The sequence below is a fragment of the Streptomyces sp. GMY02 genome (assembly GCF_019056675.1).
Taxonomy (GTDB): Bacteria; Actinomycetota; Actinomycetes; order Streptomycetales; family Streptomycetaceae; genus Streptomyces; species Streptomyces odonnellii.
Map to the genome: position 1 here is coordinate 6,655,949 of NZ_CP077658.1, position 14,705 is coordinate 6,670,653.

The 14,705-nt window shown below is 73.2% G+C and carries 12 protein-coding genes; 8 read left to right on the forward strand and 4 right to left on the reverse strand.

Annotated features, from left to right (window positions below; genetic code table 11):
* The first annotated feature begins 420 nt into the window (after positions 1-420).
* On the forward strand, positions 421-1,212 hold the full coding sequence (locus KQY30_RS28395; RefSeq protein ID WP_217311373.1) for a tetratricopeptide repeat protein: 792 nt from the start codon (positions 421-423) through the stop codon (positions 1,210-1,212).
* 98 nt (positions 1,213-1,310) lie between these two features.
* Here KQY30_RS28395 and KQY30_RS28400 read toward each other — a convergent pair whose 3' ends face one another.
* Entirely contained in the window at positions 1,311-2,615 is a 1,305-nt protein-coding gene (locus tag KQY30_RS28400) for a DUF1015 family protein (RefSeq protein ID WP_217309287.1), read from the reverse strand.
* A 100-nt stretch (positions 2,616-2,715) separates the two neighbouring features.
* On the opposite strand from KQY30_RS28400, the gene KQY30_RS28405 reads away from it, so the two are divergent.
* Both KQY30_RS28405 and KQY30_RS28410 read left to right on the forward strand, forming a co-directional pair.
* Positions 2,716-3,744 (forward strand): HAD hydrolase-like protein, encoded by a 1,029-nt coding sequence (locus KQY30_RS28405; RefSeq protein WP_217309288.1) that lies wholly within the window; start codon positions 2,716-2,718, stop codon positions 3,742-3,744.
* A gap of 251 nt (positions 3,745-3,995) precedes the next feature.
* On the forward strand, positions 3,996-4,877 hold the full coding sequence (locus KQY30_RS28410; protein ID WP_217309289.1) for an ABC transporter ATP-binding protein: 882 nt from the start codon (positions 3,996-3,998) through the stop codon (positions 4,875-4,877).
* Here KQY30_RS28410 and KQY30_RS28415 read toward each other — a convergent pair.
* A complete protein-coding gene (locus KQY30_RS28415; RefSeq protein ID WP_217309291.1) occupies positions 4,825-5,172 on the reverse strand; it encodes a sterol-binding protein in 348 nt (115 codons plus the stop codon). The genes KQY30_RS28410 and KQY30_RS28415 overlap by 53 nt on opposite strands.
* A gap of 54 nt (positions 5,173-5,226) precedes the next feature.
* Between KQY30_RS28415 and KQY30_RS28420 the strand changes: the two genes are divergently transcribed.
* The 5 genes from KQY30_RS28420 (at position 5,227) to KQY30_RS28440 (ending at position 10,635) form a co-directional block, all read left to right on the forward strand.
* A complete protein-coding gene (locus KQY30_RS28420) occupies positions 5,227-5,511 on the forward strand; it encodes a hypothetical protein (protein ID WP_217311374.1) in 285 nt (94 codons plus the stop codon).
* Between the two features lie 36 nt (positions 5,512-5,547).
* The gene (locus KQY30_RS28425) at positions 5,548-6,363 is read left to right on the forward strand and encodes a TlyA family RNA methyltransferase (protein WP_217309293.1); all 816 of its coding nucleotides are present in this window, start codon (positions 5,548-5,550) and stop codon (positions 6,361-6,363) included.
* A 17-nt stretch (positions 6,364-6,380) separates the two neighbouring features.
* A complete protein-coding gene (locus KQY30_RS28430; protein ID WP_254407361.1) occupies positions 6,381-7,370 on the forward strand; it encodes an NAD kinase in 990 nt (329 codons plus the stop codon).
* 62 nt (positions 7,371-7,432) lie between these two features.
* A complete protein-coding gene (gene recN / locus KQY30_RS28435; protein ID WP_217309294.1) occupies positions 7,433-9,181 on the forward strand; it encodes a DNA repair protein RecN in 1,749 nt (582 codons plus the stop codon).
* Between the two features lie 368 nt (positions 9,182-9,549).
* A complete protein-coding gene (locus KQY30_RS28440) occupies positions 9,550-10,635 on the forward strand; it encodes a glycosyltransferase family 4 protein (RefSeq protein WP_254407362.1) in 1,086 nt (361 codons plus the stop codon).
* A 29-nt stretch (positions 10,636-10,664) separates the two neighbouring features.
* Here KQY30_RS28440 and KQY30_RS28445 read toward each other — a convergent pair whose 3' ends face one another.
* Both KQY30_RS28445 and KQY30_RS28450 read right to left on the reverse strand, forming a co-directional pair.
* Positions 10,665-12,293 (reverse strand): PucR family transcriptional regulator, encoded by a 1,629-nt coding sequence (locus KQY30_RS28445; protein ID WP_217309296.1) that lies wholly within the window; start codon positions 12,291-12,293, stop codon positions 10,665-10,667.
* A gap of 194 nt (positions 12,294-12,487) precedes the next feature.
* The gene (locus KQY30_RS28450) at positions 12,488-14,296 is read right to left on the reverse strand and encodes a glycoside hydrolase family 15 protein (RefSeq protein WP_217311376.1); all 1,809 of its coding nucleotides are present in this window, start codon (positions 14,294-14,296) and stop codon (positions 12,488-12,490) included.
* Positions 14,297-14,705: the final 409 nt, after the last annotated feature.

Here is a 14,705-nt window from a genome sequence, read left to right on the forward strand (position 1 = left end):
CGGCTCGGGGAGCGGGGGTTACGGCCGCCGCGATGACCGTCCTGTCGGCCACCGTCGCGACGACCGGCCGAGTGGACCCCGTAGGGACGACAGGCGCGACGACCGGCGTGATGACCGGCGTGATGACAGGCGCGACGACCGGCCCCCCTTCCGCCGCGACGACCGCGGCGACAGCCGGGGAGCGGCTACGTCCGCCGGGACGACCGCCCCAGTGGTCCCCGCCGGGACGACAGCCGTGGAGGCGGCGGCAGGCCCAGCGGTGGCAGGCCCACCGGCGGTGGCGGCTACGGCCGACGTGACGACCGTGATCGCGGTGGGTACCGCGGACGCGACGACCAGCGCCGTGGTGGTGGGTACGAGCGCCGGGACGACCGGGGCCGTGACCGCGATCGGGACCGTGACCGGGAGCCGATCAAGCGGCTGCCCATCCCGGAGGATGTGACCGGCGAGGAGATCGACGCGAGCGTCCGGCAGGAACTGATGAGCCTGCCCAAGACACTTGCCGAGGACGTCGCGAAGAACCTCGTGATGGTCGCCAAGCTGATCGACGACGATCCCGAGCAGGCCTACGCGTACTCCCGTATCGCCCTGCGGCTCGCCTCCAGGGTCGCCGCCGTACGCGAGGCGGCCGGCTTCGCCGCGTACGCCACCCAGAAGTACGCCGAGGCGCTGGCCGAGTTCAGGGCCGCGCGGCGGATGACCGGGGGCGTCGATCTGTGGCCCGTCATGGCGGACTGCGAGCGCGGTCTCGGCCGTCCGGAGCGGGCGATGGCGATGGCCGGCGAGCCCGAGGTGCAGAAGCTCGACAAGGCGGGCCAGGTCGAGATGCGGCTCGTCGCGGCCGGCGCGCGCCGGGACATGGGGCAGCTCGACGCCGCCATCGTGACGCTCCAGAGCCCCGAGCTGGCGTCGAACTCCGTACAGCCGTGGACCGCGCGGCTGCGCTACGCCTACGCCGACGCTCTGCTGTCGGCGGGACGCGAGGACGAGGCCCGCGAATGGTTCGCCAAGACGGTCGAGGCGGACAAGGACGGCGCTACGGACGCCTCGGACCGGCTCGCGGAGCTGGACGGGGTCGAGTTCGTCGACGCGTTGGTCGATGACGACGAAGACGACGACCTGGACAGCAGCAGCAGCGGCGACGACGTGATTGGCGACGCCGACGAGGACGCCGATGACTACGAAGACGGCGAACGCGACGCCAGGGACTGAGCGTTGAGCTGACGCCCGTACGTCCCGTACAACCGCACGTCCGTACATCTGACGCTCCGTGGGCGGTATCCCGGCCGGGATACCGCCCACAGACATGCTCAGTCCAGCGTGAGGCTGCGCAGCACCAGTCCCGTCGCCGGCTTGGGGCCGAAGGAGGTGGACTTGCGCGGCATCATGACGCCCTGGCGGGCCAGTTCGCGTACGACCTCCTCGCGCACCGGGTGCAGCAGGACCGCCGTACCGCCGTCGCGTTCCGCCTTGTCGACGGCCGCCGCCGTGTCATGGATGTACGCGATGTGCTCGGGCGCGTCCGGGATCCGCCAGACGTGGTCCAGGAGCGTGCTGTGCAGGACCGTCGCGTCCAGCGCCCGCCAGGCCGCGGGCCGGTCCGCCGGGACCGTACGTGCCAGCAGCCCGGGGTCGGGGCGGTCGACGAGATGGAAGCGGCCGTCCCCGGCCAGCACGAACGCGTTGCCCGAGGCGGCGGCCCCGGCCAGGGCGTCCAGTGCCTCGGGGAGCGGGCCCTCGATCGTACGGACACGGAAGGAGCCCGCGAGGGCCTCGACCGCGCGGCCGACGGGCAGCCGGTGCAGCAGCCGGTGGATGGAGCGCACCTGGAGGGGATGGCGGGCCGTGTCGACCAGCAGGACCAGCCCGTACCCCCACGGGCCGTGGTCCGTGTGCTCGTCGCGCAGGCGCAGATACGTCGCCCAGCGGTGGTGGCCGTCGGCGATCAGGGCCTGGTGGTGGCCCAGGTCCTCGGTGATCTCAGCGAGGTCGCCGGGGTCCGTGACCGACCACAGCCGGTGGCCGAAGCCGTCCTCCGTGGTGGTGGCGAGGAGCGGGGGCCTGCGGACGGTGCGCTCGATGACGCCCGACGTACCGGCGCCCTCCGGCGCGTCCGCCGCGCCGCCCGCCTCGCCTCCGCTGCGGTAGGTCAGCAGCAGCGGCTCCAGATTGGCCTCGGTCGCCCGCATCAGGGCCGCGCGGTCCTCCACCACATCCGGCATGACGTCCTCGTGGGGCAGCACGATGCCGTCGGAGGGGGCGGACAGCGCCAGCGCCCCGATCACCCCTCTCTGCAGCAGCTCGCCCCTGCGCTGCTCGTACACGTACAGCGCGGGCTTCGCGTCGGGTGCGAGGACGCCCTCGGCGAGCCAGCGGCCCAGTGTGCGCGCGGCCTGACGGTGGCGCTCGACGGGGGTGGCGGCCTGCGGCAGGATCAGCCGGACGATGTTGTGCGGATCGGCCGATTCCAGGTGGTGCAGGCCGTCCGGCCTGACGACCACGTCGTACGGCGGCGAGGTCACCGCGGCGAGGCTGCCGACCCGTTCGGGGACATAGCGGAGCCCACGGAACGGAATCAGTCGCAGCCCCTTGTCCCCGGGACCTGTTGTGTTCATCAGGGCATCGTATGTGGGCCGTGGGGGATGAGCGATGATCGGGGGAGAAGCCATCGGAGCCACCGGGGTACCGGCGGCACGAGCGAGGGACGGACGGCGGATGAGCGAGCGGGGCAGGACCAGGCCGAGCGGGAGCGCGACCGCGCTGTACGAGGCGTACGACACGGCTCTGCTCGATCTCGACGGCGTGGTGTACGCCGGGGGCGAGGCCATCGCGCACGCGGCCGAGTCGCTCCGTACGGCCAGGGACGGCGGGATGCATCTCGCGTACGTCACCAACAACGCGCTGCGTACGCCCGAGACCGTGGCGGCACATCTCACGGAACTCGGCGCGCCGGCCGCTCCCGCCGATGTGATCACCTCGGCGCAGGCGGTGTCCCGGCTGATTGCCGAGCAGCTTCCCGCGGGGTCCAGGGTGCTGGTGATCGGCGGGGAGGGGCTGCGGGTCGCGCTGCGCGAGCGGGGTCTCGTGCCGGTCGAGTCGGCCGATGACGATCCGGCGGCGGTCGCGCAGGGGTACGGGGGGCCTGAGCTGCCCTGGGGGCGGTTTGCCGAAGCGTGCTACGCGATCAACCGGGGCCTGCCGTGGTTCGCGTCCAATACGGATCTGACGATTCCGAGCGCGCGGGGGATCGCGCCGGGCAATGGCGCGGCGGTCGAGGTCGTACGGATCGCCACGGGCGCGGAGCCGCAGGTCGCGGGCAAGCCGCTGCCGCCGATGCACCGGGAGACGATTCTGCGGACGGGGGCGCGGCGGGCGCTGGTGGTCGGGGACCGGCTGGACACGGACATCGAGGGGGCGTTCAACGGGGATGTGGACTCGCTGCTCGTCCTGACCGGGGTGACGGACGCGGCGCTGCTTCTGGCGGCGGTGCCGAGGCACCGGCCCACCTATGTGGACGCGGATCTGCGGGGGTTGCTGACCGGGCAGCCCGAAGTGGCCGTGACCGGCGACGGGTTCGGGTGCGGTGGCTGGACCGCTTCGGCCGGCGGGCAGACGCTGGTGCTGGAGGGGGAGGGCTCGGCGCTGGACGGGCTGCGCGCGCTGTGCGCGGCGGCGTGGACGGAGGCGGGCGAGGGGGCGAGCGCGCTGGACGCGGGCAAGGCGCTGGCGAAGCTGGGGCTGTAGAGCTGGAGAACTGTACGGCTGTGAACTGTACGGCTGTTGAACGTGGCGCCGGGGCTGTCGGTGCGTACGTGCGGGCTTGCCCCTGCGGCGCACCGCTCAGCGAGCGGGTTACGAGGGTAGGCTAACCTAACTTCTTGCTATGGGTCGTGCGCGAGGCCGTAGCCGTGTACGAGCCGCACCTGATGAGGCCGTATACGAACGGGAACAGGGCACGGACGAAACCCGCGGGCACCACGAGCAGGAGTACGACCATGCAGCGCCTCACCGCGGAATCGGTGACCCTCGGCTACGACCAGCGGGTCATCGCCCGCGATCTGTCGGTCGAGATCCCCGACCATTCGTTCACGGTGATCGTCGGCCCCAACGCCTGCGGCAAGTCGACATTGCTGCGCGCGCTCTCCCGGATGCTCAAGCCGTCCCAGGGGCGCGTCCTGCTCGACGGTACGGTCATCCACGCGATGCCCGCCAAGAAGGTCGCCAGGACCCTCGGGCTGCTGCCGCAGTCGTCGGTCGCGCCCGACGGCATCACCGTCGCCGATCTGGTGGCCCGCGGCCGCTATCCGCACCAGGGGCTGCTGCGCCAGTGGTCGCCGGAGGACGAGCGGATCGTCGAGGAATCGATGGCGGCGACCGGTGTCGCCGAACTGGCTGATCGCCATGTCGACGAATTGTCCGGCGGCCAGCGCCAGCGCGTCTGGATCGCGATGGCCCTCGCCCAGCAGACCCCGCTCCTGCTGCTCGACGAACCCACCACCTTCCTCGACATCCAGCACCAGATCGATGTGCTCGACCTCTGCGCCGAACTGCACGAGACCGGCGGTCGTACGCTCGTCGCCGTACTGCACGACCTCAACCACGCCGCCCGCTACGCCACCCATCTGATCGCGATGCGCGACGGGGCGGTCGTGGCGGAGGGGCCGCCGTCGGAGGTCGTCACGGCGGAGCGGGTCGAGGAGGTGTTCGGGCTGCGGTGCCAGGTCATCGACGACCCGGAGACCGGTACGCCGCTGGTGGTGCCTGCCGGGCGGCGGACCCGGCGGAGCACGCGTCCGCCGCGTCCCGCCGCGTCGTCCGTGTCTCTCAGAGCAGCGCCCGCAGGCGCACCAGATCGCGGAAGCCCGCGTCCAGCCTGACCCGGCCCGCTCCCCAGGCCCGGGCGAAACTCAGCTCGCCGTCGACCAGCGCCACCAGATCGTCGCCCGCCATGGCCAGCCCGATCTGCGCCTTCTCCGACGGCGGGCCCGGCATCGCCTCCGTCACCTCGATCCTGCCGTCCACGAGCCGCCCGGTGAACGTGACGTCCAGATCGGTGATGTGGCAGGTCAGTGAACGGTCGAAGCCCGCCGCGGTACGGACCTTCCCGTCCGCCTGCGCCAGATTGTCAGAGAGCTTCTCGAGTGCGCTGCGGCACTCCTCCTTCGTCGCCATCGCGATCGACGGTACCGCAGGCCTTCGCGGTAGCGTCTGGGCATGAGCGACTCGATGGCGGGATCGGCCGCCGTACCGGACGGGCACGGGCCGGGCGCCGCGGGACCGTCCGCGCCGGACCCGGCGGCGCCGCGCCCGCTCGGCGTGGGCGTCGTCCCGACCGGCAACGCCGAGGTGGACGAGCGGCTGGCCCGGCTCGCGGACGCCGACCACCTCCCGGCGGACGGCCATGTCGAGGTGTACGAGGATGTGCACCGGGGGCTGCGCGACGCGCTGACCGCGCTCGACGCCCGCCCGGCGGCCCCGGGCCCGCCGGGCGGTCCGCAGGGGCCCCGGTGACCTCTCTCGCGTACGACCACAGGAGCTGAACCGAACGTGGCAGGACTGGCACGCCGCCGTCTCGATGCCGAGCTGGTACGCCGTAAGCTCGCGCGCTCGCGCGAGCACGCGAGCCAGCTCATCGCCGCGGGCCGGGTGACCGTCGGCGGCACCACCGCGACAAAGCCCGCCACCCAGGTCGAGACGAGCGCCGCCGTCGTCGTCACCGCGGACGACACCGAACCCGACTACGTCTCGCGCGGCGGGCACAAACTCGCGGGCGCGCTGGCCGCCTTCGTACCCCTCGGCCTGGAGGTCCGCGGCCGGCGGGCCCTCGACGCGGGCGCGTCCACCGGCGGCTTCACGGATGTGCTGCTGCGCGCGGACGCGGGCCATGTCGTCGCCGTGGACGTCGGCTACGGGCAACTCGCCTGGTCGCTGCGGGGCGATGAACGCGTCACCGTCAAGGACCGTACGAACGTACGCGAGTTGACGCTCGACGCGATCGGAGGGGAGCCCGTGGATCTGGTGGTCGGGGATCTGTCGTTCATCCCGCTGGGGCTGGTGCTGCCCGCGCTGGTGCGCTGCTCCGTGCCCGGCGCGGACCTGGTCCTGATGGTGAAGCCGCAGTTCGAGGTGGGCAAGGAACGGCTGGGCAGCGGAGGTGTCGTACGCAGCCCGGAGCTGCGGGCCGAGGCGGTACGGGCGGTGGCGCGCCGCGCCGGTGAACTCGGCCTCGGGGTACGGGGCGTCACCGCCAGTCCGCTGCCTGGTCCTTCCGGGAATGTCGAGTACTTTCTGTGGCTCCGAGCCGGAGCGCCCGAGCTGGACCCGGCGGATGTCGACCGTGCAGTGGCGGAGGGACCCCGTTGACCACGCGTACTACTCAGATGAGCCAGCCCGCGCAGAGCCCCCGGCCCGCCGGGGCCGTCCGGAGCAGGAGTGTCCCGGCCGCCGAGACCGCCCCCGACGTACGGGCGGCCAACGCGGACCGGACCGTGTTCCTGCTCGCCCACACCGGCAGGCCCGCGGCGGTCCGCAGCGCCGAACTGGTCGTGAACGGACTGGTGCGCAACGGTCTCGGCGTACGGGTCCTGGCCACGGAGGCGGCCGATCTGCCGCTCCCGCCGGCCGTCGAGACCGTCCCCGAGACCGCCCCCGACGTGCTCGACGGCTGCGAACTGCTCATCGTGCTCGGCGGCGACGGGACGCTGCTGCGCGGCGCCGCCTTCGCGCGGGCCTCCGGCGTGCCCATGCTCGGGGTCAACCTGGGCAGGGTCGGCTTCCTCGCCGAGGCGGAGCGCGACGATCTGGACAAGGTCGTCAACCGCGTGGTCACCCGCGCGTATGAGGTCGAGGAGCGGATGACGATCGATGTCGTCGTGCACAGCAACGGCGATGTCGTCCACCGGGACTGGGCGCTCAACGAGGCGGCCGTGCAGAAGGTCTCGCCCGAGCGGATGCTCGAAGTGGTCCTGGAGATCGACGGACGGCCGGTCACCGCCTTCGGCTGCGACGGGATCGTGTGCGCCACCCCCACCGGGTCGACGGCGTACGCCTTCTCGGCGGGCGGGCCGGTCGTCTGGCCGGAGGTCGAGGCGCTGCTGATGGTGCCGATCAGCGCCCATGCCCTGTTCGCGAAGCCGCTGGTCACCTCGCCGACCACGGTGCTCGCGGTGGAGGTGCAGGCGCACACGCCGAACGGGGTGCTGTGGTGCGACGGGCGCAGAACCGTCGAACTGCCCCGGGGAGCGCGCGTCGAGGTACGGCGCGGAGCCGTGCCCGTACGGCTGGCGCGGCTGCACCACGCGTCGTTCGCGGACCGGCTGGTGGCCAAGTTCGCACTGCCGGTGTCGGGCTGGCGCGGGGCGCCCCACTGAGCACGGGCGGGGGAACCTCGGGTGGGGGCCGTCGCGCGGCGGTGCCCGGACCTCGTATGGTCATGACCGTGTTGGAGGAGATGCGGATACGGTCGCTCGGGGTCATCGACGACGCGGTCGTCGAGCTGTCGCCAGGCTTCACCGCGGTGACCGGTGAGACAGGCGCGGGCAAGACCATGGTCGTCACCAGTCTGGGACTGCTGCTCGGCGGCCGGGCCGATCCGGCGCTGGTACGGATCGGCGCGAAGTCGGCGGTCGTCGAGGGCCGGCTCACCATGGCCGCGGGCGCGCCCGCGGCCGTACGGGCCGAGGAGGCCGGGGCCGAGCTGGAGGACGGGACGCTGCTGATCAGCAGGACGGTCTCCGCCGAGGGACGCTCGCGCGCGCACCTGGGCGGGCGTTCGGTGCCGGTGGGCGTGCTGGCGGAGCTGGCGGACGATCTGGTCGCGGTGCACGGCCAGACCGACCAGCAGGGGCTGCTGCGGCCCGCGCGGCAGCGCAAGGCCCTCGACCGGTACGCGGGCGACGCGGTCGCCGCGCCCCACACCGCGTACACCGTGGCGTACCGGCGGCTGCGGGCCGTCGCCGCGGAGCTGGAGGAGCTGACCACGCGGGCCCGTGAGCGCGCGCAGGAGGCCGATCTGCTGCGTTTCGGGCTGAACGAGGTCGCGGCCGTCGAGCCGCGGGCGGGCGAGGACATCGAGCTGGCCGCCGAGGCGGAGCGGCTCGGGCACGCGGAGGCGCTGGCGTCCGCGGCGGCCCTGGCGCACGGCGCGCTGGCGGGCAATCCCGAGGACCCGGAGGGCGTCGACGCGACGACGCTGGTCGCGGGCGCGGGACGGGCGCTGGAGGCCGTACGGTCCCACGACCCGGCGCTCGCCGGACTCGCCGACCGGATGGGCGAGATCTCCATCCTGCTGGCGGACGTGGCGGGCGAACTGGCCGGTTACGCGGACAATCTGGACGCCGATCCGCGGCGGCTGGCCGCGGTGGAGGAGCGGCGGGCCGCGCTCAACGCGCTGATCCGCAAGTACGGCGCGGACATCGCGGCGGTGCTGGCCTGGGCGGAGGAGAGCGCGGCACGGCTCATGGAGCTGGAGAGCGACGACGACCGGATCGCGGAGCTGACGGCCGAGCGGGACGCGCTGCGCGCCGAACTGTCCGGCCTCGCCCAGGCGTTGACCGACGCCCGGACCGAGGCCGCGGCGCGCTTCGCCGACGCGGTCACGGCCGAGCTGGCGTCGCTGGCGATGCCGCACGCGCGCGTCTCGTTCGACATCCGCCAGACCGAGGCCGCGGACGAACTGTCCGGCGTCGAGGTGGGCGGGCGCTCCGTGGTGTACGGGCCGCACGGCGCCGACGAGGTCGAACTTCTCCTCGCCCCCCACCCGGGAGCCCAGTCCCGGCCGATCGGCAAGGGCGCGTCGGGCGGTGAGCTGTCGCGGGTGATGCTCGCGGTGGAGGTGGTCTTCGCGGGGTCCGATCCCGTACCGACGTATCTCTTCGACGAGGTCGACGCGGGCGTCGGCGGCAAGGCGGCGGTCGAGGTCGGCCGCCGGCTCGCGAAGCTCGCGACGTCCGCGCAGGTGGTGGTCGTGACGCACCTTCCCCAGGTCGCGGCGTTCGCCGACCGCCAGCTCCTGGTGAAGAAGACGAACGACGGCTCGGTGACGCGGTCGGGGGTGACGGTGCTGGAGGGGGAGGACCGGGTACGGGAGCTGTCGCGGATGCTGGCGGGCCAGGAGGACTCGGAAACGGCGCGAGCGCACGCGGAAGAACTACTCGCTTCCGCGAGGACGCCTCCCGGCTAGGGGACCGTGGACACGGGGCGTCGGGCGGTGGTGGGTGCCGGGCTTCGTGCCGGGGCGCATATCCAGCCCGTCCGGCGTTTGAGGACGGAACGGTCAGCCCTGGTGCGGGGCGTGTTCGCGGCGGCCGGGCTGCGGTGCCGTGTCCTCAAGCGCCGGACGGGCTCGATTTCGCGCCCCCGGCCCCTTCCCGTGTCCTCAAGCGCCGGACGCTTGTTTTTGCTGGGTGGGGACGGGTTCACCCGTGTGGGTGGTCCGCGGGGGGATTCGGCCCGGTGAGGGGCGGAAGTGGGGGGCCGTGGTGACGGAACGGGTGTGCGGGCTGGCATTCTTGACGGCGTCCCCGTTTCCGATTCAGGAGCCTTGACCACGTGACACAAATGCGTACGGTCCAGGTACTCGGCGGAGGCAGCGCGGGCAGCAGCGCGCACGTCCGGTCGTTGGCGGCGGGCCTGGTCGCCCGGGGCGTGCGCGTCACCGTATGCGCCCCCGTGGACGTCGACCGCGCCTATGACTTCGGCGGCTCCGGGGCGCACCATGTCGCCGTACCCCGGCGTGGAGACCCCGCCTCCGTCGCGACCCTGCGCGCCGCGTGCGCCGGCGCGGACGTCGTGCACGCCCACGGGCTGAACGCGGCCGTACGGGCCGCGATCGCGCTCGGCGGGCAGCGGATACCGCTGGTGGTCACCTGGCACACCCGCGCGCAGGTGGAGGGACCGCGCGCCCATCTCGTACGCCTCCTGGAACGCAGGGCCGTGAAGGCGGCGGCCGTTGTGCTCGGCACCTCGTCCGAACTGGTCGACCGCGCGCGCAGCAGGGGTGCCCGCGACGCCCGCCTCGCGCCGGTCGCGCTGCCCGCGCCGTCCCAGCACCCCGGCGGCCCCGAGAGCAAGGCCCGTGCCGAACTGGGCGCGGTCGAACGCCCGTTGCTGATGGCCGTCGGCAGCCTCACACCGGAACAGGGGTACGACATACTGCTGGACGCGGCCGCCACCTGGCGCGCCCTCGACCCCGCCCCGCTGCTCGCCATCGCCGGCGAGGGCCGGGAGCGCGGGCGGCTCCAGCGCCGTATCGACGCGGAAGGCCTGCCCGTACGGCTCATCGGCCGGCGCGACGACATCGCCGAACTCCTCGCCGCCGCGGACATCGCGCTGCTGCCCAGCCGCTGGGAGGCCCGCTCGGTCCTCGCACAGGAGGCGCTGCGGCTCGGCGTACCGCTGGTGGCCACGGCCGTCGGCGGGGTCCCCGAACTGGTCGGCGACGCGGCGGAACTCGTACCGTACGGAAACGCCGCGGCCCTCTCGGACGCGGTGGTACGGCTCCTCGGCGACCCGGACCGCAGGGAGTGGCTCACCACGGCCGGCCGGGCGCAGGCGGAGACCTGGCCGACGGAGGACGAGACGATCGCGCAGGTGCTGTGCGTGTACGACGAACTGGCCCAGGCACCCCGCCGCTGAGGCCCCGCCCGGCCACGTGTCCCAGGTGTCTACCGCGCGTGCCGCCTCGCCCGCAGCGCCAGGCTCAGTGTGAGGACCGTCTCCGGGTCGTCCAGATCCATGCCCAGCAGATCGGCGATGCGGGACAGCCGGTTGTACAGCGTCTGGCGGTTCAGATGGAGTTCGCGCGCCGTCTCCGCCTTGCGGCCCGCGTGCGCCAGATAGGCCTCCAGGGTGGGGAGCAGTACAGGCCGGGAGACGCGGTCGTGGTCGCGGAGGGGACCGATCGCGCGGTGCACGAAGGCCGCCAGGTCCGGGTGCTCGCGCAGCCGCCACAGCAGCAGGTCGATGTCGAGGCGGCGGGCGTCGTACCAGGGGCGTTCCGGCAGGCCCCGCGCCGCCGTCGCGGTCTCCGCCGCATGCCGCAGCCCCGCGCTCGCCGCCGCCCAGCCGCCCGCGGCCCCGACGACCACCACGGGCGGGCGCGCGCCGGCGCGTTCGATCCCTGCCCGCTCCACGCCGGAGCGCAGTGCCGTCGCGACCCGGTCGGCCACCGCCGTACGTACGGCCTCGGAGTTCAGTCCGACCAGCAGCGGAACCCGGCCCTCCACCGGCCGTACCCCCAGCAGCACCGGCACCCCCACCGACGCCAGCTCCTCCAGCACCGCACGGGCCAGCGGTGCCCAGTAGTCGGGCGGCAGCGGTTCGGGGCCCAGCTTCATCACCACCGGCAGCAGCGGCCCCTCGCCCGGTCCGAAGCCCAGCACCCTCGCCTGCGCGGGCGCGTCCTCGGCGCGGATCCGGCCTTCCGCCAGATCGGTCAGGAAATCACCGCGGCCCCGGGCCGCCAGCTCCTCCTCCTGCCGGGCCTGCATCAGGACGACCGCCAGCATGCCCGCCGCGCGCTCGGCCGCCATCCGGTGCACCGGCAGCGGCGGAGCCGACACGGCAAGCAGCACCAGCCGGGCCCGTACGGCACCCGTGCCAGGGCCGCCGCCCGGCACCTCCACCAGCACCGCCCCGGCCGGCGGCCCGGCCTCGCGAGCCTCCCGCCGGCCGCGCAGCCCCGCCCAGATCTGGAGCGGATCGGCGGCGGCCGGGCCCGAGCCGGGCGCCGCCGCGTACAGCAGCCGCCCCTCGGCCGTCTCCAGGAAGACCGGGTTGCCCGCGAAGTCCGCGAGGATCCGGAGCACCCGCTCCGCCCCGCCGCCGTCCAGCAGCGCCCGTGTGCACGCGCGGTGCACCTCCTCGGCCTGCCGCAGCAGCGCGTAGTGGCCGTTCACGATCTCCGTGTGCACCTCTTCGGTCACCGAGACGAAGGGCACCTCGCGGTGGAGCTGTACGAGCGGCAGCCCGGCGGCCCGGGCCGTCTCCACGATCGCCGCCGGCAGCCGGCCGAACCGCGGCCCCAGCTCCACCACCAGCGCCGCGATCCCCCGGTCGGCGAGCGTCCGGACGAAGGCGCGCTGGTCGGCGGGGCGGGTGCCCAGACCGAGCCCGGTGGTGAGAAGCAGTTCGCCGCCCTTGAGGAGCGACGCGATGTTCGGGACCTCGCCCGCGTGCACCCAGCGCACCGTACGGTCCAGCTCGTCCGCGCAGGCCACGACCTCGGGGAGACCACCGCGCAGCCCGGGCAGTTCGAGTGCCCGCCGTACGGTGATACCGCCCTGACTGTCCATGAAGCCGGAGGCTACCCGCGGTCACGCCGCACAAGGAACACTCGCTCCCGGCACAAGAAGCACTCGCTCCCGGCCCAGGGAACGCCCGTCCCGGGACCGCCGGCAGGCCCCGTACACCCGCTCCCGAGAGCGGAGCCGGGGCGAGGGCACACCGCCCTCGCCCCGGCCCGTACACCCGGATCCGCGACCCGTTGTCAGCCTCCGTACGCGCCCGACGCCGTCAGCCGCAGCGCCGTGTCGATCAGCGGCACATGGCTGAACGCCTGCGGGAAGTTCCCGACCTGGCGCTGGAGCTTCGGGTCCCACTCCTCCGCCAGCAGCCCCAGATCGTTCCGCAGCGCCAGCAGCTTCTCGAAGAGCTTGCGCGCCTCCTCGACCCGCCCGATCATCGCCAGATCGTCGGCCAGCCAGAACGAACAGGCGAGGAAGGCGCCCTCGTCGCCCGACAGACCGTCCACGCCCGTTTCCTCGCCCGAGGTCGGGTACCGCATGACGAACCCGTCCTCGGTGGACAGCTCGCGCTGGATCGCCTCGATCGTGCCGATGACCCGCTTGTCGTCCGGCGGCAGGAAGCCCATCTGCGGGATGAGGAGCAGCGAGGCGTCCAGTTCCTTGGAGCCGTACGACTGCGTGAAGGTGTTCCGCTCCTTGTCGTAACCCTTCTCGCAGACATCGCGGTGGATGTCGTCCCGCATCTCGCGCCACCGCTCCAGCGGCCCGTCGGCGTCGCCCGACTCGATCAGCTTGATCGTGCGGTCCACCGCGACCCAGGCCATCACCTTGGAGTGCACGAAGTGTCTGCGCGGCCCGCGGACCTCCCAGATGCCCTCGTCCGGCTGGTCCCAGTGCTTCTCCAGATACCGGATCAGCTTGAGCTGGAGCACCGAGGCGTAGTCGTTGCGGGCCAGGCCCGTCATGTGCGCGAGATGCAGCGCCTCAGTGACCTCGCCGTACACGTCGAGCTGGAGCTGGTGCGCCGCGCCGTTGCCGACCCGGACCGGGCCGGAGCGCTCATAGCCCGGCAGCCAGTCCAGCTCCGCCTCGCCCAGCTCCCGTTCGCCCGCGATCCCGTACATGATCTGGAGGTTCTCCGGGTCGCCGGCCACGGCGCGCAGCAGCCATTCGCGCCAGGCGCGGGCCTCCTCGCGGTAGCCGGTGCGCAGCAGCGAGGAGAGGGTGATCGCGGCGTCGCGCAGCCAGGTGTAGCGGTAGTCCCAGTTCCGTACGCCGCCGATCTCCTCCGGCAGCGAGGTCGTCGGCGCGGCGACGATCCCGCCCGTCGGGGCGTACGTCAGGGCCTTGAGCGTGATCAGCGAGCGGATCACGGCCTCGCGGTAGGGGCCGTGGTACGTGCAGTGCTCGACCCACTCGCGCCAGAAGTCGGAGGTCGCCTCCAGCGAGCCCTCCGGGTCCGGCAGCGCCGGCGGCTGCCGGTGCGAGGGCTGCCAACTGATCGTGAAGGCGATCCGGTCGCCCGGCGCCACGGTGAAGTCGGAGTAGGTGGTGAGGTCCTTGCCGTAGGTCTCGGCGGAGGTGTCCAGCCAGACCGAGTCGGGCCCGGCGACCGCGACCGTACGGTTGTCCACCTTGTGCACCCACGGCACCACGCGGCCGTAGCTGAACCGCATCCGCAGTGCCGAGCGCATCGGCACCCGGCCGCTGATGCCCTCCACGATCCTGATCACCTGCGGGGCACCGTCGCGCGGCGGCATGAAGTCCGTCACGCGCACCGTGCCGCGCGGGGTGTCCCACTCGGATTCGAGGATGAGGGAGTCCCCGCGGTAGCGGCGCCTGGTCGCCCGCGGCGGTGCGGAGCCCGCCGGGTGCGCGGGGCCCAGCCGCCAGAAACCGTGCTCATCGGTGCCGAGCAGCGCCGCGAACACGGCGTGGGAGTCGAAGCGGGGAAGGCACAGCCAGTCGACTGTGCCGTCCCGGCAGACCAGGGCAGCGGTCTGCATGTCTCCGATGAGTGCGTAATCCTCGATGCGCCCGGCCACGTGCATCTCCAGTCGAACGGCCACGTCCGCCCCGCGGGGCGCGTACTTCGGTGTACTTCGGTCAAGGGTCGTTGACGAGCTCATCTTCCGGGAAATCGGGCGGGGTGTGCCGATGCCGGCCGGACTCGGCAGCGAACGTCCGAGCAGGATACGACGCACCTGGGAGTTCTGTGCCACGGTCCCGGCAACATCGGTTCGATGAACATCGTGGCCAAGGGTGAGTCCCGGGACAAAGGGTGACACGTGAGAACAGGTGTGGGAGGCGGTGCGAGGCGCGGCCGGGACCGGCCTCGGTGCGTCGCTGATACCCTGGTAGCCCGTGGACCGGTGGACTCCCTGCGACGCGAAAGGGGCACCGACCCCGCAGCGACGGAAGTCCCTCCCCTCTCCGGCAGGGACACCGGTACGCACCCCA